We start from the raw sequence: 19,597 nt of genomic DNA, 5'->3' as shown, positions 1-19,597 counted from the left end.
CTCATCAGTGAGCAGCTATTCCTCGATATCGACGCAGACATCTTCATGGCCGTCAGCCAACCCTGGCACGATATCACCGGCCAGCAGCTTTTCCTTCGACAGCAGCCCGGCATCCTCGAGCGCCTCGAAATCCGGCAGTTGCCGCAACGTGTCGAGCCCGAACTGCGACAGAAAATTTTTGGTCGTCACATAGGTATACGGCGCGCCCGGCTGCGGGCTGCGCGGCCCCGAAGCGATAAGCTCCTGCGCGCGCAGCACGCCGATCAGGTCGCGCGACACCTCCTTGCCGAAGAAGGACGACAGCTCGCCACGGGTGATCGGCTGGAAGTAGGCGATGCACATGAGGACGAGAGCCTCCGACTGCGACAGCTCTTTTCTCCCCTCCCCTGCGGCAATACCGAAGGCGGCGTGGATGACGTCGCCAAAAACTTTTTTGGTCCGGTGCTGCCAGCCGCCGGCGACTGCGACCAGCTCGTAGGGGCGGCCGGCGAGCTCGGCGCGGATGTCGTCGATGATCAACTCGATGTTGCAGTTTCTTCCCACCACGCGCGCGAGGACACTACGTGTTACCGGTTCGCTGGCGGAAAAAATCACCGCTTCGACCCGGCCCATCCATTCGCGCCAGCGCAGCTCCGGCGGCAGGTGGTCCAATTCCGTGTCGAGCAACACAGGCTGTTCGTTCGGCTTGCGGCGGGCGGACGCTTCGCTCATCGCTAGAGTCCAAACAGCCGGAAGCTGGTGCGGCCCGAAAGCTCGCGCACGGCATCCAATTGTTGCAGCCGGTCGAACAAGCGCCGCGCCGCAAAGCGCGACAGATTCTTCGTCGTCAGCGATCCGGAGACGGCGTCTTCACTGAGCAGCAGAAAGATTACGTCGCCGGCGCCTTTGGCTCGCAGTTTCGGCGCCACCGTCAGAAGTTTTTCGGCCCGGCGCGACAGCTCGGCGGCCAACCTACAAGCGTCCTCAGCGGCCGCAACGAGCGCGATGCAAACCGCCCGCTCAAAATTCTTGTCCCCGGGCCGGATGCGCCGGCCACCGCCGGCCTCGGTGCGGAAGGATGGTCCAAAACCCTGCGCCATTAGGAGCGGCAGCGGCTGCGGCCAGCCCAGGCGTTGCGCCAGTACCAGGTCGGCGAGCCACCAGCCAAAAAGTTCGGCATCGGGACGCATGGCGACGACCTCAGCGGCGATCGCCGCGGCGGCGAACGGCGCCGACCGCTGCGATCCCGCCAGCTTTTCGATCTCCGTGCAAAGGTCGGCGAGCGCAGCGCCGTCCCAATGGAGGCCAAGCTGGTCGAGTATCTTCTCGATCCGGCCGGGCGTAGCGGCGGGCCGCTGCCCGGCCAACTGCCGCCAGGCGCCAAGGACGGCGCCGGCGGGGCCAGGATCAGCACCTGGCGGGCGCAGGTACCAGGCATCGCGCAGGGCGGCCTCGTCCTCTGAGCGGCCGGCGAGCCGCATGCTGGCGGCGGCACAGCGAAGCGCCAGCCGCTGCCGCCAGGCCCCGGCCCAACTGACTTGCCCGCGGGCCAGCGTGTCGAGCGAAGCCAGGGCGGCGCCGGCCCGAAAGGCGGCGTCGGCATCGCTCGGCGTGCTGCATGGGACGAGCGCCCAAGCCGGAACGGAGGGCGGCGCAGAGGAGCTGGCGGTCGCGGGATCGAGGCGAATCATGGCTTTGGAGGTTAAAGCGGCCGTGCGCTTTATGCCATCCATTTCGGCCTAAAACGCACAGCCTGTCGGGCGCAACAAACGAATGATAATCTTGCATTATCAGTCATTTAACTCTTCATTACTTCCATCGCACTAAGTTATTCGGCTAACTAATTACGCTCGACAGAGTACCCTTGGGCACGCCCGGACGAAGATTCCGTGCAGCCATCTCACGAAACACCCGGGCCGCTCCTTTGCCTGCCGATGGTCCAGGAAACTCCCTCTCCCTGTAGGATTCCGGACACCTCCTTGCCGACGTGACGATCAAGCACTGGCCGCCACGGCACCAACGTGAACTCGCGTGACTTCTCGACCATGGCGTACCTGCCTGCGGCGAGTTCAACCGATCGGCGCAACGTGCCCTCTATTCGCTCTCCTGTTCGGGCTTCGGCATAGGGCAGGCCGAGTTCGTCTGAGAGCTGTCCGGCAACCCGGTTTAGCTCGCGCTGGCGCAGTATCGAAATCATGTTGGCGCGATAGGCGATCCGATCCTGCTCTCCGCTCGCGAGACGTTGCGCGATCAGCCATTGCCGCCGGCGGGCTTGCGCCTTTCGCACGTCGCGGCCGAAACCTGAGTTATGCAAGGCCACTGGACTATCAGCAATCAGCTCACGGTCTATCCATGTGGCGCCGTCGAAACGGACCTGCTTTTCCAGCGTCAATGAGGAGAGCTTCTCAAGCGTAACGGGTTCGTCCCTGGCACGCTGACGCTCATACTCGACGACGCGTTTCAGATGGTCTGGCGCGATGATCCAGGTGCCATCCGGCTCGCGCTCCACGCCGCGGGTGGCCCGGCGGATAGCCTCCAGCCGCCGGATGTGCGTTTCGGCAAAGCGTTCGGTGGCGGATGGATCATGCCTCAGGTGTATATCGACGTTGTAACGGCCGCCGAGCGCGGCACCGATTTCGGCGACGGCACGATCAACCTGCCTCGGCTCGGTATTCCTCGGCGTGACACGGACGATGCAGCCGTCGGGCATCGGTTCCGTCGCCTCGCCTCTGCCGATGTCGATCCAATGGCTTTTGCCGTCGACGCTGTCGACGATCAGGTAATGTCGGTCATTGATTTCGTCGGCCAGCCCACGAGCGACAACGCGGCCAACGAGAGCTTGGAGTCGCTCGCCGGACTGATCGTGGATGACGTAGTCACCTGCACTGCGGGCGGGCCCTTTGCCCGTCAGTTCGCGATGCATGGTCTTGATGATATCGCCGCGCTCGCCGATGCGGCGCAGTGTTGCTTCGAGCTCGTCGTCCAGCCGCCAATACCCCGGCCTGACCTCTTCGGCCAGACCCATCCGCTCAAGCTTGCGCAGGCGTCCCTGATGCAGCGTCTGGCGAAACGCATCGCGGCCATCTGGCGAAACAAGCCCACCGTCGTCAGGCATGCGGAGCAGGTGCCGATCGATGCTGGTGAAGCGTTCCTGCTCCATTTCGTGGCGCAGGCGCAGCTCGATCTCGCGGTCGGTACGGGGACCGAGGTCGAGGCTCACCAGCTCGGCCGCCCGCTCACGGATGCCGCTCGAAATGTATTCCCGAGCGATGACGAGATTCTCGCCGCGGTCATCCCTGCCGCGGACGATGACGTGGGCATGGGGATGGCCGGTGTTGAAATGATCGACCGCGATCCAGTCGAGCTTCGTGCCGAGGTCTTCTTGCATCTGAGCCATCAGGCGTCGAGTCAGCGGCTTGAGGTCCTCATATTCAATGCCATCCTCGGCAGCGACGATGAAACGGAACTGATGTCGGTCGCCGTCGGCGCGATCGAGAAAGGCATTGCCGTCCACGCGGTCTTGTTCGGCGCCGTAGAGCTTGCCAGGCTCGCCTTCGGGGGTGACGCCGTCGCGCTGGAGGTAGCGAAGATGAGCCCGCGCTGCGTCCCTGCCCTTTCCGGCCAGCCTGACGATGCGCGCCTTGACCATCACCCGCCGCTGGCGGAAGGCGGCATGGCGATCGCGTGATTTCAGCAGCGCGGCCGCCGCACCGCCACGCCCCGCCCGGCTTCCGATAAAACGGCCGCCGCGCAGGGGTTTGCCGCCGGCCCTATTGATAGCTGCCTTGACCTGGCCGGCATAGCGCTTGCCTGCTTTCGAGCCGCGCGAGCCGATCTTGCCGAGCTTCGGCCTGAACTCATCGTCCTGCATACCAGCCTCCGGGCAAATTCAAGCGAAACCTGAGTCTCGCTGGCCCACCCTCCTGGCGCCGCCGGCAGCCTCCGGCAAAAACGATGTGCAGACAAAGGCTTCGCCGCCTCATGGAGGCGGTGCCTTTATCTTGCCTTACGCGCCCCTCGCCTTATGCGCCCTGGCCCTCCGGATGCCCTCAACATCGCTAGCCATTGTGCTGCTTTGGCCGCGCGCGATCCCTGCCGAGCGGCACGAACAGACCGCCATTCGTTTCGCCGGCGCGAACACCGTCGCGAAGGAAGAACAAAGAGCGTCCGGAGGGAGCGTTCCGCCCCTTTGAAGTTGTGGATTGGCCTTTGAATTCGTTCATGTCGGCCGCCGAAATCCCCGTCGCCTCAAGCTGTTTCAGATAGGCAACGGTCTCTTTCGGCAGCGGCCTTCGAAGCTTCAAATGGCCTTCATAGCGCTCGGGTCCAGCGTTGTAGGCGGCAAACAGGCCGGGGAATCCGAAACGCTTATACATGGCGCTGAGATAGGCGGTTCCGGCCAAGATGTTGTCGCGCGGATCGTGCGGGTCGGCTCCCAGACCGTGCTCGACGCGCATCTCCTGATAGGTGCCGGGCATCACCTGCATAAGGCCCATGGCGCCGGCGCGGGAGGTTATGGGACGGCCATCGAGGACGGTCTTGCCGCGGCTTTCGGCATCGATGACGGCGCAAATCCAGGCCTGGGGAATGTGGAAGCGTGCGCTTGCTTCCGATACGAAGTGCTGCCATCGTTGCAGCTGCGGACTTTGGGAGATGACGGCTGGCTCAGCGCCGGTCGAGGCGGAACAGGCGCATGGCGCGACGGCGATCATGCCGAGCATCAGGAGGGTCACTCGGTCCATAGCGGCACCAGCCTCCCGATGATGTTTTCGGCCGGCACCGGCCCGAAATAGCGACTGTCGAAGGAGTGATTTTTCTCGTTGCCGAGCAGGAAAACCTCGTTATGGGCGAGCGCTCGGCAGCCGTTCCACCAGGGCAGCGGACGGCCTTGCGTGTCGATTTTGAGCCGACGGGCGACGATCTCGCCGCCGATGATGATGGCGTTACTAAAGGCGCAGACATGCTCGTCCGGCAGCGCGGCGAGACGCTTCACCAGCGGTATATTGCGAGGCAGATAGCCGCGTTGGTCGGCGAGATAGGCAACGAAGCCAGGCGGGCGGGCGAGCACAAGATCGCCGCGCGCAGGCGTGCCAGACCCAACGCGATAGAGACCGACCGGCGCGCTAGCCGAGGCGTTCCAGACCAGCAAGGGAGACGGCTTTGGGAGCGCCGTGAAGCCTGTCAGGCTCAGGCCAATCGCGGCGATGGCGATTGCCTTGCGCGCCCGAACGCGCCGCAAACGGCTGCCGATCAGATGGATGGAAGGCCGCCGGCTCATGAGCGGGCTCCCTCGTCGGCCGAGCCGGAACCGCCCTTGTCATCGTCGGAGCCAGATTCTGGCGGGCGGCCTTTCGACCAGTCATCGAGTTCGTCGATGTGGTAGCGGACATAGCGGCCGTGCTTGCGGTATTTCGGGCCGCCGCCGGTCAGCCGCATCTTTTCCAGGGTGCGCTGGGACAGGCCGATATAGAAGGCAGCCTGCGCGGTGTTCAGAAACGGACTGCCCTTCTTGGCGCGGGCCGCGCGGTCGTTTTCGTCGTCCATGATGGTCCTCGTTTCGCTTCGGACAAGCGACCGCGAGGATCGGCGAGCGAGGTCGTCGTGGGGACGGGCGAAGAGTCGGGTGGGAGTTTTCGCCGCCCCTTCGGGCGAGCGTCGGCGGGAAACCCCCGCGCCGAGTTGCGGCGCGAGGGCTTGAGCCGGCCGGTCAGTCGGCCGGGTTCCAGATGACGGCGTAGGTGTCTTGATCGTCTTGGCCGGCGGCGCGGCCGAGATTGGCGTAGAGCTTGCGCGGACCGAACTCCGGTGCGGCGATGGACAAGCTCACATAGTCGTTGCCGGAAGTCTCCCCGGTTCGGATCCAGCCGGCGCCGACCTCCACGCCCTGCGTCAGCACCCGGAAGTCGGGATGGTTGTCGGCGGACTTGCTCCGATTGGGCACGATGTCGATGTCGGCGCGGACGCTGAGTGTCCTGAGCTGGCCTTTGTAGCTGCCGTTTTCCTGCTTGTTGACGTAACCGATCGCGGTCATTTTCCTGTCTCCTTCTGCTGTCGCCGGGGACCATTCCCCTGCGATGGCGGACCGTGATGGGCGCGTCCGGACCGCCCGAACCCGGCAGGGCCGCAGCGGCAGCGAAGGACCCGAGCGGGCAGCTTTTTTGAAGCGAAGCGGCGCGAGGAAGCCGCGTCATGCGGCGGGGAAAAAAGCTGGTGGCGAGGGTTTCGGGCGGGCTGGAACCGCCCATAGGTCAATGAGCCAGCCGCAGGGGAATGGCCCTCAAGACGTGTGGGGACAGGTCGCGTGATCGGGTGAGCACAACAAACGATCGGAACGCGTGCGGCGGGTTCCGCACGCTCAACACCGTGCCGGATCGATAAATGTGCCCGTGCACCGGAAGCTCCAGCAGGCATCTCGGCGTGGTAATCGAGCACTGACAAGGGCGAGCTTTGGCGGCCGGATGTTGTTGCCGGAGGCGGGGTCCAAGGGACGGAACGTGCAGCCAACGCGCCCCGGAGAGGCGCCAACCCTCGGCTATCGACGAGCCGCCTCGGCATGGCGGATTCATTCGAGGGTAAACAGCGACCGGGCCTTGGTCGAAATCCGCATCAGCAGGTTCCCGTGGAGCGAAACCGATCGTCTAGGCGTGATCGAGGAATTCGACCACATTGATACCGATTGCCTTCGCGAGGTCCGCCTGGCTGAGACCAGACGCTTTCCTTTGGTCGACGCGGACATGCCCGGGTGATCGGCCAGCCGCCATCCGCTAAGGTTAGGTGTTCCTAGCGGCGCGGCGGGCACAGCTGAGCCCGCGTCCGAAGTGACGAGGAAAGGGTGTTGCTCCCCCGATTTCCGAAGAAGGCCACGGGTTGCAATTGCCCCCGTACCGGCAGACCGGCCGTCGCGATGTGGTGGTCGCGCTTGCGACATTCTTGTCCGCCTTCGGGACACAACAATGTTTTCGGATAGGCGCGCACGAGGGAGCAAATCAAGGTATCTCAATCATGCAAACACCGTGACGCCCAGCCGAACTCGAACCTCACCGCGTGGAGACCGGCGCGCGCCGTGCTGAAGAGCTCGAAGGTGTCAAAGGCCTTCCTAGACAGGGGGAGCAGCAACAGCGCGACCGTAGAGGCGCGACGGCCGCGTCTTCGCAAGTTGCCAGCCTGCGCACGCAATTACACGCTAGAGACAAAGCCTTACGCGGTCGATGGAGTGCCCGCCGGCGTGCGGCAATGCATCGGCTCGGCCCGTCGGGAACGGTTTTCGTCTTCCCTAGCCGGTGCGGAAGTTCTGACTACTCCGACAGTACAGCACCTTTCTCGGTCCGGGTGACCAAGCGATTGTGCGGCGCGCGCGGTCTCGGTCAAGGCACGGCGCCCTGCTCAAGCCGACAGGGCTTCGGCAAAAGATAGTCCGATTCGGTGCCCCAAATGAAATGGCATAGCGCTTGCTGTTATCCGTTAGAGCCCATCAAAGCACGTCGAAAGCGATGAACAGAACCCTGGCAAAAACGCGAAGTTCCATACAAGCGCCCAAGGAGACCGTGCACGTTTGCGCCGAACGTCCCCTCCAGACGTCCCTGCTCCGGTATCTGATTTGCGATGGCTGGTTCGAGACTGACGGAGCCGTGGCGCTCGCCCAATTGTCGCTTACCCGCCTCCGCCAGGAGGATGCCTTTTTGGAACACGGCGTCGACCAAGTGCGGCCTCTCGGTCTCAGGACTGTCGCCGACGCGATCAACGTGCATCAGGCGACGGTAAGCCGGGTGACGTCGAACAAATACATGCTGACCCCGCGCGAAGTGTTCGAACTGAGGTATTTTTTCACCGTCGCGAGCGCGTCTTCCCAAGGTGGCGACGCGCGGTCCCCCGAAGCTGTCCGCCATCGGATCAAGGCGATAATCGCCGACGACGCGCAAGATGACGTGCTTTTCGATGATGACATCGTCGTCCGGCCCAAGGAAAGGGCCGTCGATTTGCGCACCTTACCGTCACAAAATGTCGCGAAGCGATGAACATCCTCTCGTCCGTGCAATGCCGCGGGGACTGGCGCTTCTGGCGTTAATGCGGGTCAACGCAGCGACCCGAGTTTGCAGCACATCCAAACTGGAGACCCTGTTGATGACCGAATCCGCGACGGGCTTCATGGACGGAGTTCTGCATGACCCAGAACAGCCAGATCAACGGTCTGGTCCCGCATGGGGTGCGGTCATTTCGCTTGCCTTAGGCACCTTCGGGCTTGTGACGGCAGAGTTTCTGCCTGCCAGCGTGCTGACGCCGCTCGCGCATGATCTCTCTATCACCGAGGGTGCAGTTGGACAGGCGCTGACAACGACCGCCATTGTGGGGGCGATCTCGGCGCCGACGATGGCCATCATTACAAAGCCCCTGGACCGCAGGATCGTCATATGGGCGATGACGCTGCTGCTGATCCTGTCGAACGTTCTATCGGCCGTCGCGGGGTCGCTGCCGGTTCTCCTGGCCGCCCGCGTCGTGCTCGGCATAGCGCTCGGAGGGTTCTGGTCGATTTCGGCAGCGCTGGCGATGCGGCTCGTTCCAAGTCACCTCCTGCGGCGCGCCATGTCGATCATCCTCACCGGCGTTACCTGCGCTACCGTTTGCGCGGCTCCAATCGGCGCCTATGTCGGCGACATCTGGGGATGGCGAACCGCCTTCATGATCGCTGCAGTCGTCGGCGCCGTTACGCTGGTAGTGCAACTCATAACCATTCCGAGGCTGCCTCCGATTGGAGTGACCAGCTTCCGCAGTCTGCTGGATGTGGCCAAGAATCCGATGATCAAAGTCGCGATCTTGGTCGTCCTGCTGGTCGCTTCCGGGCACTTCGCCGGCTTCACCTATATCCGCGTCTTCCTTGAGAAGTTTCCCGCGCTTGATATCGAGACGATCTCGCTCGTGTTGCTCGCCTTTGGCATCGGCGGCTTCTTCGGCAATTTGGCCGGCGCATTCCTGGCCGAGCACAGCCTCAAGGCAGCCGCGGCGCTGCCGCCCCTGCTCATAGCGATGGCCACTGTCTCGCTGCTGACGCTGGGAGCATCGGCTTGGGCCACGGCGATTGCGGTTACCGTATGGGGCTTTGCCTTCGGCGCGGTGCCGGTGGGACTGCAGACATGGATGGTGCTGCACGCCGCTCCCGAGCAGGCCGAAAGCGCCGGTGGGCTGATGGCCGCAACGTTCCAGGTGGCCATCGCAGCGGGCGCGATTTTCGGCGGACTACTGATGGACAATGCCGGCGTCGCCAGTGCCCTTGCCTACAGCGCCGTTGCCTCGTTCCTCGCCGCCCTGACAGTGTTCTTGCTCGGCCCGAAGCGCGAACCCCAGACCACCTGACACGATTTTTGGCGGTTGCAGGCCTCGTCTCCGGGTGATCGGACGTTGTTGTCCGGTCGATTTCGACCGGCGGCGTTTCGAATGATGGTGCCGACGAGAGAAACTAAGAGAGGGCCGAACCGGACCGCCTCGCCGTCGACCGCTCTGTCACGGCGACAATGTCGCTGCAGTATAGGTATAACCACCTGAATTTTGAAAGATCCTCCAACAGGCGAGAACACGCTACGTTGCCACACGGCCGCTGCTAACCGTCAGAGCGTGCGGTCTATGCAGCTTTGTCTTGCGGCGAGCATCGGGCGGATCGCGCGCCTGATCTCTTACATGAAGCTCGGGGCCGAACATGCCCCGCGGCTTCTGATTCGGCCCGAAATAGTAGGATCGTTCGGCGATGTCGTAGTTGTATTCACCAACTGTGATCCAGCCGCGATTTAACGTCGACAGACCCGCGCGGCGGATTTTCCAGCGGCGGAATCCCAAGCGCCGCCTGCCCTTGGTAAGGCGGCTTACCGGAAGTCGGCAGGATGACGCGACGATTTATCTCACGCTCAGGATCCCCGCAATTCGGTGCAGTGCATGGCGAAAACCTTCAGCCTCGCACAGCTTGCGGTAAAAGTACTTCTTCCACTTCATGTTTTTGGTGTTGCCGGCTGTCAGCGTGGGGAAACACGTGGCACGCCGTCATGCAAAATCATCGAATTTGAGTCAGACCCAATTTTGCACGCCGGTTCGCACCCGTATGAGGCGCTGAGTAAACCCGCGACTTCACATGCGAGATGCCTCCTGCAACATTATCTGCCGCATCCAGATGCTTGCCGGATCACTGTTGTGAAGGGTGGGCCATTGAACGGCCTCGGTGAACGTGGGTAGTGGACGCGGAAGTTCGATGATCCGCAGGGGGAAGGTTTTTTTGAAATGCTGAACCAGCCGGAAGGGCATGGTCGCTATACGAGTTGTGCCTGAGACCATCGGCGGGATCATGCTAAAGGCCTGCACGACGATCTCGACACGTCTCTTGAGACCATGCTCAAGCAAAAACTGTTCCTCGATGGATGGCATCTGCGCACCGCCGACCCTGAACGCAATGTGCTTCATCGACACGTATCTCTCGAATGTAAGCTGCCGTGGCAACTGCTTGTTCGTGGGGCAGCCCACGCAAACGAATGTCTCGTCGAACAGCGCCGCTCTTGGATGGGCGCTCGACATGAAAAATTCCGGAAGAATCACAAAATCGACGTCACCGCGCCGGAGAAGCTCATCGGGGTCATCGTCGAGCGGCCGCAATTCGAAGCTGACGGCGGGTGCTTCGCGTGCAACACGCTCCACGACCTTTTCAAAAAACACGAGTGTGGCGAAATCGGAAAGAATGATCCTGAAGCGGCGATCGGATTGAGCCGGGTTAAACGGATCCCAAGAAATAATCGAGCACTGGATGTGCAGGAGTGCGCCACGAACTGCGGGAGCGAGTGTTTCCGCACGCGGGGTTAGAACACGTTCGCGGCCGCTCATCGTAAACAGTTCATCGTTGAAATAGTCGCGCAGCCGGCCGACGGCCGCGCTCATGGCCGGCTGACTTAGGTTGATGCTGCTTGCCGCCGCCGTGAGGTTGCGCGCGGTCAGCAGTGCGTCGAGCACGACGAGAAGGTTCAGATCAAGGCCTTTGAAACGCATGCCTCATCCGTCCGTAACGTGGTTGTTTGTCGTCGTGACCATTATGGGCGCTCGTTTACGGTCCCACTCAGAGGTGTTGTATCCCGACCCGCCGCCCGCACGCGTGGAGGACGTGCTCGTCGTAGTTATGGGGATAGCGCGGCCGATGAGCGAATGGCCGACCGGTACAACAGTCGATCGGATAGGTCCGGAGCTATGAAACATGTTGATTACAGATGCGAATTTTTCACGTGGCTAATTGATTACAGATTGAGATTTGAGCAGACTTGGGCGTGGCGGCGTTCCGACAACGATCCGCGACACATATCCGAGGTCGCGCGTAATCCTGCGAATTGCCATCGCTATGACGACAATGGCCACTCCAAGCACAGTTGCGAAGGCGATTCTGGTCGTGAGATTCCAGACTTCTCCAAACTGTATCAATTCCATGAGGCGAAACACGGCACCCTGGACCAGGTAAAGCAGCAGCGTGCTCTGACCAAGCTCCACCGCGACAAAGCGAGCTACTCTAGTGGAATAGACAAGTCTCCAGCATTGTAACATAGACTGCATTGCTACCGCAGAAGCCGCTGCAGAGCCAGAGAACATCAGAAAAACTTGCTTAGCTGACTGTTCATCATGAATTAAAACAAGATTATTGTAGGCGTAGGTCTCCTTGCCCCACCCGAGGAAGCATATGAAAGCTGCTATCGAAAGTAAGACCACAAAAAGGGATTTGTGATGCCAGATGATACTCTTCTGCCATCCGATCGGTTGAGCAAACAGGAACCCCAAACAATAAAATGGGTAAGTGTATTTTAACAACGGGGTTATTGATAACGTGATGGGTGCGAATGCGACCGCAATTGCAGATACGCTTATGATCCACATCGATAGACGGTTGAAATTTGTAAGAAATCTAATCAGAACGAACGAAATAAATGCCGCCCATATGAACCAGTAAGTTCCAATAACTTCCGTCGACAAATCTAACAGTGTATCAGTCAAACTCTTTGTAGGAAAAATAACTGCGGACTTTAACGTCCAAATCAACGTACACCAAAAAAGCATTGGCAGTAGTAGCTGCATTGCCCGCTCACCGACACCCTGGGTGAACGATTTTCGCAAAATTGCCCTGGAAGAAAGATATCCGCTTATCGCCATAAAGAGAGGCATATGAAATATGTAGATCGACTTGAAATACGGCGACAGCCAGAAAGCGTCAGTGCCACGATAGATAAAATATTGTAACAGATGCCCAATTATCACCAAAGTGATGAGTATACCTTTGGCGAAATCAAAGCTTAGGTCTCGGTCGTTTGTCCCTGCTGGGCGCGAGCCGCGTTCCTTCGCTCCGACTGTTATGTGATCAAGCATCAGACTCCAGCCTATCTGTTGCAGTTGCTACTTGCCGTTTCCGGGCACGGCGAGCGCGGTGCAAAGGATCGAAATTCACGCGGATCGCGGCGTGGTATGGAGCGCCGATTGGCTGCAACCGAGCGGACAAAATCCCAGTGCCTGATCGCAAACCTCGAGCGCAGTGGCGGTCGCGATCATGTGTGGCGATGCGAACGCCCGGCACTATGGTCGTCAGGCCGTCTCTGCAGAACCTCAAGATGGTTTCGCAGCGGGTGCCGAACCATGCCAAAAGCGAACTAATGCCAAGCTGCTGCAGCACCGGACGCATGACGCGGGTAGAGTGGCTCATTCGGGGTCTCTCAAGATCCGGATGCATCCTGTACAATCCGAGTTCGCCTACCAAGAAATCAACCTCGCCAACCGTGAAGAAACGGCGCAGCAGGTCCAAGTGAGCCGCTACGCCGTACACATCAGAGCCGATTGCGCGAACCTCCGGCCCTGCACCGGCCCAGCTACAACCGCCTGAAAGCCCCTGTCGCCCATAGGCCTTTCGGAAGAAGGCGGAGATTCGACATGACCGGCTACTTGCAAGTCATTTCCCAGCACACGCTACAGAAGCGGTGGCGTGATCGGGCGCATGTCAAGTGCGGTCATCTATGCAGCGCCCTGGAAGTTTGGTAAAATCGATTGTTTAGATCGCGAGCATCCACGCTATGGATAAGTGAAAGCCATGCGCTTCAAGGGCCTTGATCTGAACCTTCTCGTGGTGCTCGACGCACTGCTGACCGAGCGCAACCTCACGGCGGCGGCAAGCAGCATCAACCTTAGTCAGCCGGCCATGAGCGCGGCCGTCGGCCGGCTGCGCGATTATTTCAACGATGAACTGTTTACGACGAGCGGCCGCGAACGTGTTCTAACCCCGCGTGCGGAAACACTCGCTCCCGCAGTTCGTGGCGCACTCCTGCACATCCAGTGCTCGATTATTTCTTGGGATCCGTTTAACCCGGCTCAATCCGATCGCCGCTTCAGGATCATTCTTTCCGATTTCGCCACACTCGTGTTTTTTGAAAAGGTCGTGGAGCGGGTTGCACGCGAAGCACCCGCCGTCAGCTTCGAATTGCTGCCTATCGACGACGACCCCGATGAGCTTCTCCGGCGCGGTGATGTCGATTTTCTGATTTTTCCAGAATTGTTCATGTCAAGCGCCCATCCAAGAGCGGCGCTGTTCGACGACACGCTCGTGTGCGTGGGCTGCTCCACGAACAAGCAGCTGCCACGGCAGCTTACATTCGAGAGATACATGTCGATGAGGCACGTTGCGGTCAAGTTCGGGCGGACGCTGAAGCCCTCCATCGAGGAACAGTTTTTTCTTGAGCATGGTCTCAAGAGACGTGTCGAGATCGTCGTGCAGGCCTTTAGCATGATCCCGCCGATGGTCTCAGGCACAGCTCGTATAGCGACAATGCCCTTCCGGCTGGTTCAGCATTTCAAAAAAACCTTCCCGCTGCGGATCATCGAACTTCCGCTGCCGCTTCCCGCATTCACCGAGGCCGTTCAATGGCCCGCCCTTCACAACAGTGATCCGGCAAGCATCTGGCTGCGAGAGATATTGCTACAGGAGGCGTCTCGAATGACTTCTCCGGGGGACGCCAAAAGGCGCCCCAGGCAGCCCTAATTTACTCCCGCGTCTCACGCCGGCACTCGCGTCAATAGCCCGTGTCGGAAGAGAGCGATGCTCGCGGCAAGTGCGCCTGCGAGGTCGTCCAGCGGGTGGGCTGCGTCGACAAACGGTGCGAATGAGAAGGGCCCCCCATAGCCGCCATCAAGCAGCGCCCGGATCTGGCTGCCATTGTCGGAACCGACTAGGACGCGATCCGGGTAAATCCAGTGGATCGGATCGTTCACGCTTGAAATGTGCACGAGACCGGTCAGCTCGCAGGAGAAGAACGTCTCCCCGGCAAGCGTGTGGTGGAACGTGTCGTGCACGAGGCGGAAGACGGATTGGCCATCAATGGCGGCAATGGCCTTAGCCGCTTCGTTCTTCGATCGAAGCGAGCAGGTCCGGAAGCCCAGCGGCTCGATGAGACCGATCAGGCCGCGCGACTGGAGGATCGGCTTGAGCGCCTTCAAGGCGACGCGGAGATCGCCCCGGCGCTCGACATTGGCGGGCCAGGAGCCGTCGTTGACCGGCACCAGCATGAGCGTCTTGGCTCCGCAGGCCGCCGCATAATCGGCGAGCTTGCTCGCTTCGGCTTTGCGGGCGGGGGTCCACTCGTTGAAGCGCTGCAAGGCATTGATGGAAATAATCCCCACGCCTGCTTCGGCGGCGGCAGCCCGGACGTCCGCCGCCGGCATGCCGCGTGCAACAGCATTGCTGTACGGTTGGCTGCGGATCTGGACATCGGTCAGGCCCTGGTCACGGGCAAAAGCGAAAAGTGCCCTGACGTCAAGTCCGGGCGTCGCCATGTAATCGAGTGCAAAGCGGGGCGATGCTTGGCGCATGGCTTGGCTTTCCTTCCATGAAACGGGCATCATTCTCGGCTGACCGGCTTCTACCGTGCGTTGATTCGCGAGGGCCGAAATGATGGGTATGAGCGAGGCGAGGCAGTCGTACTCACGTTTCTCTCACGCTAGTTTTTCTCTCATTTATGAGCCGACGTTCACCCAAACGAGTGGTGCCGCGCCTCCTGAGACATGACCCGAATAGCTGCAATGACCGAAACTGGCTCGCAGCTATCCAACTGCTTCCGCAAAGTGTCCGCCAACCCTGAAAGATGCCCAACCGATCAGATTCAAAATCAGGCAGTAGGGTGTTTCGCCAGAGCGAGGCCGACGCCCAGCGCGATCATCGCGCCGCCTGACGCCTCCCTCAGGCGGCGGATCAACCCGGGACGCGCTGCCGCACCGTCTTGAATGCCGCTGGCCACGACGGCAACCACGATGTCGGCGAGCGTGTTGAGCGCAATGGACACGGAGCCAAGCACCACGAATTGCAGAGCTACGAGCCCTGCGCTCGGATTCACGAACTGCGGAATGAAAGCGAGGAAAAAGACTGCCGTCTTCGGGTTGAGCGCCTCGACCAGTACCCCTTCACGAAACGCCCGCCGGGGTCCGACTGGGCCCACTGCGGCGCCGTCATCGCCGCCAGTCGCTCCCTTGAGGCGGGCGGCTTGAAAGGTGCGAAAGCCGAGCCAGACGAGGTAGACCGCGCCGAACAGCTTTAATGCGGAGAACAGTTCCGAGCTCTCGAGCACGATCGCGGAAATACCTAAGCTTGCGGCGAGGACGTGGATCATGCCCCCCAACCCCGTGCCGAAGCTGGAAGCGATACCTTCCCGACGACCACCGGCGAGCGTGCGCGCGGCAACGTAGAAGATGCCCGGACCGGGGGTGATGGCGAGCACGGAGGCCGCGGCGAGGTACAGGGCGAGTGGGGTCAGTTCTGGCATGATGGTCGATTCCGACGAAGTTCATGATTATTTTGGGATGAGAGCGGCGACGTCGCGGTCAGATGCCCGCTCGCTCGCCGCAAGGCCCGCCGCCACGCCAGCGCGGTCGGCCGCGTTTCGATTCTGGCTCATTTTGCGCTTGCCCTCCAGCCTCGTGATTGGCATGCGCAGGCCGACGATTCCGCGGAGTTGCGCCTGTACAAAATCCGGCGGCGCGTCCGACACGGCCCAAGGCGAGGCGCGCTCGCCCTCGTGGTGGTCGGTCAGCCGATTCACGACGTCCAGCAGTCTTCCCGCATCCTCGAAGAACTCGACCGGGCCATAGGCGTGGACGGCGACGTAATTCCAGGTCGGGACGACCTTCCCGGTTTGCCGCTTGGTCGCATACCATGCCGGCGTCACGTAAGCGTCCGGCCCCATGAAGATGGCCAAGCCGTCGCCCAGCGGCGGAACACGGCACTGGGGATTGGCCTTCGCCAGGTGCCCGTAGATCACGCCGTGCTCGCCCTCGCTCTCGTCAAGGAAGAGGGGCAGTGGCGTTGCGAGCGCCCCTTCCGCCGTGACGGTAACGAAGTTCGCCAGCAGCGCCGCGCGAATGGTCGCGCGCAGGCACTCCTTGTCGTCGTCGCGGAAAGCGGGAGGGATGTACATCGCGAAACTCCTTGCGTTACCAGGTCAGATACTGGCAAGCTGGCCTGTTGGAAACAGCCAGTCAGAAGCTATTGAGGCGGTCCAGTTGGGGAAAGTTGGCATCGCGCGCCGCATCAGAGCACCGGAATCCCCCGGTGCCGGTCACGGTATGCGAATTGCTTGCCAAACCTTTTGGACGCAGCCAGCGATCCCGCTTGGTCGCGCTATGTGAGCCTGCGGCAAGCCCAATGAAATTGATCCAACGCGAAGTGAACCACATTCAAACAATCGTCGAAAAGTGAACCTACCGGCGATGCTAGGCACGCCGATCGCGTGCGCGGGTCCTCACTGTAGCAGGTGACAGCACTACCCTTAGCCAACGGGTCGGAGCCGACCAGTTCGTCCGATGTCGACGAAGTGCTTGTTCGCAGGGCGTAACGGCCTGTAAGCCTTCATAAGTGAGACCACACAGGTACTGGCTGGGAAAGCAGGTCCGTGGGATCTCGCATTTCAGTGATGTTCTGGAAGCGAGCGAATTTCATATCCCCAGGCATCTAATGCAGGAATCAGATTGGACAGCGCCATAACGGTCTGGTTGCGCAGACTGGCTTGAGTGCTCCGTGTCGACTCGTCGGGAGGGCATCCGTCGTGCAAGAGCACGATTGCGCCGGGGCGTACCGAGGCGAGCACTGCATCGACGATCGCGTCGGTGCCGGGGCGCGACCAGTCTCTTGGGTCGATCGACCAATGAAGGGCCGCCAACCCCGCGATCTCTGAGGCAGTGAACACTTCTTCGCTCCAGGCGCCGTATGGCGCGCGAATGTAGCGGATCGAGGCCTGCGGGCATGCCAGCATGATGGCCTGGTTCGCCTCAAATACCTCACGTTGCACTTCGCCCAAGCCGCATTTGGACAGGTCCGGATGAGACATCGTGTGGTTGCCTACCTCATGCCCTTCTGCGATCATTCGCTGGATGAGATCCGGATGCTCTGCGGCGTAAGCACCAATGACGAAGAATGTCGCTGGCACCCGATTTTGCGCCAGCACATCGAGTATCTGTGGTGTGAAACATGGATTGGGACCGTCGTCAAACGTCAGATAAACGCTTCGACGCCCGGTGCCGTCAGCGCATTCACTCTGCACCTCCCATCTGTCATCGAGACGTCTCATAGCTGCGAACCCTTGCGGTCAATTGTTGTACCGGTCGGCCATTCGCAATCGGCATAACCCCGATCCTTGAGGTAGGGGCCTACGCTATCGGGGGGAGCTTGTCGCGAAGAGCCGACGCGATGCAGCTTGCGCCGATCACCGATGTACCTGGTCGAAAAGGGGATCGGCTCGCTTGATGTTCGGCGCAGACCAGGAGGGACACACCAGAAAATGCTCCTCGGAGCCAACGCATGCATCGACAATCTCCTTAGGGCTGTATCCTTGAATTCTTCCTATGGGACGTTCTGTCGAATCGGCAAAATCGATTGTTTCGATGACAAGCATCCACGTTGCGGATAGATGAGACAAAGGCTTGGATCGCGCGCAACCTCACGGCGGCAGCAGCCATCAACCTTAGTCAGCCGGCCATGAGCGCGGCCGTCGCCCGGCCGCGCGACTATTTCAACGATGAACTGTTTATGATGAGCGGCCGCGAATGCGTTCTAACCCGCGTGCGGAACCGTCAGCGTCTCAGAGTCGAGCGACGACGTCCCGCAGCATCTCGACGCCTTTTTCGATCTGCCGGATGCTCAGGGCGGAATAGCCCATGACAAGCCCGACGCGGTCGGCTTCGCCTGCTCCCGACTGCCGATGATAAAGCGGCGAAATCGGGTGCAGACCCAGACCCGCGTATTGGGCAGCTTCGACCAACGCCGTTTCACGCGATCGCGGCAGGTCGTTGAACCATATGACGACGTGCAGTCCAGCCTCTGCCCCCTGGACGGCGATCCGACCTTGAAAACTCCGCTTCAGGGCGGTCAGCAATGCCTCCCGGCGCTCGCCATTGATGCGGCGCACGCGGCGCACATGGCTTTCATAGCCACCGCTCTCGATCAGAGAGGCCAATGACTCCTGCCCCGCCATCGGAGAATGCCGGTCGGCAAGCTGCTTGGCGGTTTCGAAAACCTGCAGGAATTCCGCCGGGACGACAAGATAACCGATCCGCAGCATCGGCGAGAGCGTCTTGGAGATGGTGCCGAGGTAGATGACGGCCCCATGATCCTCGAGGCTATGCAGCGGGGGAACGGGGTTGATATCGTAGCGATATTCGCTGTCGTAGTCGTCCTCGATGACATAGGCGCCCTGCTCCCGCGCCCATTCCAGAAGCTGATGCCGCCGCGGGATCGGCATGACGCCGCCGAGCGGAAACTGATGCGAGGGCGTCACATAGGCCAGCCGGGCCGCGACCCCCGCCAGTTGCTCCGTTTGCATGCCGTGATCGTCAACCTCGACGGGAACGGGCGTGGCACCTGTACTGGCAAAGACCTGGCGCGCCATCCTGTAGCAGGGGTCCTCGATGACGAAGCTGTCCCCGGGGTCGAGCAGCAGGCGCGCGCAGAGATCGAGGCCCTGCTGCGAACCATTGACGATGACGATCTGCTCGGGGTCGCAGCGCACAGTACGGGCGCGCCAGAGATAGCCCTGAAGCGCCTGGCGGAGCCGGCTCGAACCGCACGGATCGTCATAGGCGAGCCGTGCCGGCCGCTGCGCCATCGCCGCGTTCATCGCGCGCTTCCAAACCGATGCGGGGAAATCTGAGGGCGCCAGGACGCCATATCGGAAATCAACCTTCAGCGTGTTCGGCAGGTAATCCGGCCAGCGCGGAGTACCACGCAGCCGTTCGCCATAGCTTGACAAGTGAACCGGGCCGAACCGTTTTGGGGGATTGGCGGTCAGCTCATGTCCCAGCAGTGAGGATGCGACACGAGGGCGCGCGCCTTGACGGATGTCGATGAAACCTTCCGCGGCCAGCTGCTCGTAGGCGACGGTGACGGTCGTTCGCGAGACTCCAAGTTCCTCGGCGAGACCACGGGAGGACGGCAACTGGCTACCGGTGCCGTAAACGCCTCTGAGGATCTGCTCGCGAAGCGCTTCGTAGATCTGGCGCGCGCCCATGCCATGCGAGCGGGTTGAGGCACCGGGACCTGGAGACTGGACCATTTCTTTTCCTGCCAACTGGACATTCCATATCAACC

General features: G+C 61.2%; 20 protein-coding genes and 2 pseudogenes. 5 read left to right on the top strand and 17 right to left on the bottom strand.

Annotated elements, in window-relative coordinates; translation table 11 throughout:
• Positions 1 to 15: 15 nt before the first annotated feature.
• The 7 genes from scpB to AC0L3I_RS29115 form a co-directional block, all read right to left on the bottom strand.
• The gene (gene scpB / locus AC0L3I_RS29145; protein WP_473529178.1) at positions 16 to 711 is read right to left on the bottom strand and encodes an SMC-Scp complex subunit ScpB; all 696 of its coding nucleotides are present in this window, start codon (positions 709 to 711) and stop codon (positions 16 to 18) included.
• A 2-nt stretch (positions 712 to 713) separates the two neighbouring features.
• Positions 714 to 1,670 (bottom strand): DUF1403 family protein, encoded by a 957-nt coding sequence (locus AC0L3I_RS29140; protein WP_473529191.1) that lies wholly within the window; start codon positions 1,668 to 1,670, stop codon positions 714 to 716.
• A 209-nt stretch (positions 1,671 to 1,879) separates the two neighbouring features.
• Positions 1,880 to 3,850, bottom strand: a complete 1,971-nt coding sequence (rlxS, locus tag AC0L3I_RS29135) for a relaxase/mobilization nuclease RlxS (protein ID WP_473529177.1) — start codon at positions 3,848 to 3,850, stop codon at positions 1,880 to 1,882.
• A gap of 187 nt (positions 3,851 to 4,037) precedes the next feature.
• A complete protein-coding gene (locus AC0L3I_RS29130) occupies positions 4,038 to 4,721 on the bottom strand; it encodes a lytic transglycosylase domain-containing protein (protein ID WP_473529176.1) in 684 nt (227 codons plus the stop codon).
• Positions 4,709 to 5,257: a S26 family signal peptidase gene (locus tag AC0L3I_RS29125; RefSeq protein WP_473529175.1), complete on the bottom strand. Its 549-nt coding sequence runs from the start codon at positions 5,255 to 5,257 to the stop codon at positions 4,709 to 4,711. The genes AC0L3I_RS29130 and AC0L3I_RS29125 overlap by 13 nt, the downstream gene beginning before the upstream one ends.
• Positions 5,254 to 5,523, bottom strand: a complete 270-nt coding sequence (locus tag AC0L3I_RS29120; RefSeq protein WP_473529174.1) for a helix-turn-helix transcriptional regulator — start codon at positions 5,521 to 5,523, stop codon at positions 5,254 to 5,256. Before AC0L3I_RS29120 ends, AC0L3I_RS29125 begins: the two co-directional genes overlap by 4 nt.
• A 163-nt stretch (positions 5,524 to 5,686) precedes the next feature.
• Positions 5,687 to 6,010 carry a DUF736 domain-containing protein gene (locus AC0L3I_RS29115; protein ID WP_006328923.1) on the bottom strand — a complete coding sequence of 108 codons (324 nt, stop codon included), beginning with the start codon at positions 6,008 to 6,010 and terminating at the stop codon, positions 5,687 to 5,689.
• A 1,597-nt stretch (positions 6,011 to 7,607) separates the two neighbouring features.
• Here AC0L3I_RS29115 and AC0L3I_RS29110 point away from each other — a divergent pair.
• A complete protein-coding gene (locus AC0L3I_RS29110; protein ID WP_473529173.1) occupies positions 7,608 to 7,994 on the top strand; it encodes an RNA polymerase factor sigma-54 in 387 nt (128 codons plus the stop codon).
• Positions 7,995 to 8,100: 106 nt separating this feature from the next.
• A complete protein-coding gene (locus AC0L3I_RS29105; protein WP_473529172.1) occupies positions 8,101 to 9,327 on the top strand; it encodes an MFS transporter in 1,227 nt (408 codons plus the stop codon).
• A 222-nt stretch (positions 9,328 to 9,549) separates the two neighbouring features.
• On the opposite strand, the gene AC0L3I_RS29100 is transcribed toward AC0L3I_RS29105, so the two are convergent.
• The 3 genes and pseudogenes from AC0L3I_RS29100 to AC0L3I_RS29090 all read right to left on the bottom strand — a co-directional run bounded on the left by AC0L3I_RS29100 (position 9,550) and on the right by AC0L3I_RS29090 (position 10,995).
• Positions 9,550 to 9,804: a hypothetical protein gene (locus AC0L3I_RS29100; RefSeq protein WP_473529171.1), complete on the bottom strand. Its 255-nt coding sequence runs from the start codon at positions 9,802 to 9,804 to the stop codon at positions 9,550 to 9,552.
• Positions 9,731 to 9,999: pseudogene (locus tag AC0L3I_RS29095) on the bottom strand (nitrogen fixation protein NifQ); the annotation flags it as partial. The pseudogene AC0L3I_RS29095 and the gene AC0L3I_RS29100, both read right to left, overlap by 74 nt.
• Before the next feature lie 90 nt (positions 10,000 to 10,089).
• Positions 10,090 to 10,995 carry a LysR family transcriptional regulator gene (locus AC0L3I_RS29090; protein WP_473529170.1) on the bottom strand — a complete coding sequence of 302 codons (906 nt, stop codon included), beginning with the start codon at positions 10,993 to 10,995 and terminating at the stop codon, positions 10,090 to 10,092.
• Between AC0L3I_RS29090 and AC0L3I_RS29085 the strand changes: the two genes are divergently transcribed.
• Entirely contained in the window at positions 10,907 to 11,194 is a 288-nt protein-coding gene (locus tag AC0L3I_RS29085) for a hypothetical protein (protein ID WP_473529169.1), read from the top strand. The genes AC0L3I_RS29090 and AC0L3I_RS29085 overlap by 89 nt on opposite strands.
• 35 nt (positions 11,195 to 11,229) lie before the next feature.
• Here the strand turns inward: AC0L3I_RS29085 and nolL are convergent, their stop codons facing one another.
• Together nolL and AC0L3I_RS29075 are read right to left on the bottom strand one after the other, a co-directional pair.
• Positions 11,230 to 12,351: a nodulation factor fucose acetyltransferase NolL gene (gene nolL / locus AC0L3I_RS29080; protein ID WP_473529168.1), complete on the bottom strand. Its 1,122-nt coding sequence runs from the start codon at positions 12,349 to 12,351 to the stop codon at positions 11,230 to 11,232.
• The gene (locus AC0L3I_RS29075; protein ID WP_473529190.1) at positions 12,344 to 12,901 is read right to left on the bottom strand and encodes a GNAT family protein; all 558 of its coding nucleotides are present in this window, start codon (positions 12,899 to 12,901) and stop codon (positions 12,344 to 12,346) included. The genes nolL and AC0L3I_RS29075 overlap by 8 nt, the downstream gene beginning before the upstream one ends.
• A gap of 162 nt (positions 12,902 to 13,063) precedes the next feature.
• Here AC0L3I_RS29075 and AC0L3I_RS29070 point away from each other — a divergent pair, with 162 nt between their 5' ends.
• The gene (locus tag AC0L3I_RS29070) at positions 13,064 to 14,008 is read left to right on the top strand and encodes a LysR family transcriptional regulator (protein WP_473529167.1); all 945 of its coding nucleotides are present in this window, start codon (positions 13,064 to 13,066) and stop codon (positions 14,006 to 14,008) included.
• A 14-nt stretch (positions 14,009 to 14,022) separates the two neighbouring features.
• On the opposite strand, the gene AC0L3I_RS29065 is transcribed toward AC0L3I_RS29070, so the two are convergent.
• From AC0L3I_RS29065 to nodB, 4 genes are all read right to left on the bottom strand, one after another.
• Positions 14,023 to 14,835: a TIM barrel protein gene (locus tag AC0L3I_RS29065; protein WP_473529166.1), complete on the bottom strand. Its 813-nt coding sequence runs from the start codon at positions 14,833 to 14,835 to the stop codon at positions 14,023 to 14,025.
• Between the two features lie 296 nt (positions 14,836 to 15,131).
• On the bottom strand, positions 15,132 to 15,782 hold the full coding sequence (locus AC0L3I_RS29060) for a LysE family translocator (protein WP_473529165.1): 651 nt from the start codon (positions 15,780 to 15,782) through the stop codon (positions 15,132 to 15,134).
• A 27-nt stretch (positions 15,783 to 15,809) separates the two neighbouring features.
• Positions 15,810 to 16,433, bottom strand: coding sequence for an FMN-binding negative transcriptional regulator (locus AC0L3I_RS29055; RefSeq protein WP_473529164.1), 624 nt, complete (start codon positions 16,431 to 16,433; stop codon positions 15,810 to 15,812).
• A gap of 489 nt (positions 16,434 to 16,922) precedes the next feature.
• The gene (gene nodB, locus AC0L3I_RS29050) at positions 16,923 to 17,582 is read right to left on the bottom strand and encodes a chitooligosaccharide deacetylase NodB (protein ID WP_473529163.1); all 660 of its coding nucleotides are present in this window, start codon (positions 17,580 to 17,582) and stop codon (positions 16,923 to 16,925) included.
• A 329-nt stretch (positions 17,583 to 17,911) separates the two neighbouring features.
• Here nodB and AC0L3I_RS29045 point away from each other — a divergent pair.
• Positions 17,912 to 18,070: pseudogene (locus tag AC0L3I_RS29045) on the top strand (LysR family transcriptional regulator); the annotation flags it as partial.
• Positions 18,071 to 18,092: 22 nt separating this feature from the next.
• On the opposite strand, the gene pdxR reads toward AC0L3I_RS29045, so the two are convergent.
• Complete coding sequence (pdxR, locus tag AC0L3I_RS29040) at positions 18,093 to 19,562, bottom strand: MocR-like pyridoxine biosynthesis transcription factor PdxR (RefSeq protein WP_473529162.1); 1,470 nt, start codon at positions 19,560 to 19,562, stop codon at positions 18,093 to 18,095.
• Between the last annotated feature and the right edge of the window lie 35 nt (positions 19,563 to 19,597).

It is taken from the genome of Mesorhizobium sp. WSM4840, assembly GCF_055811755.1.
The sequence above is the reverse complement of the archived record's forward strand: the minus strand, read 5'-3'. Positions and strand labels throughout refer to the sequence as shown.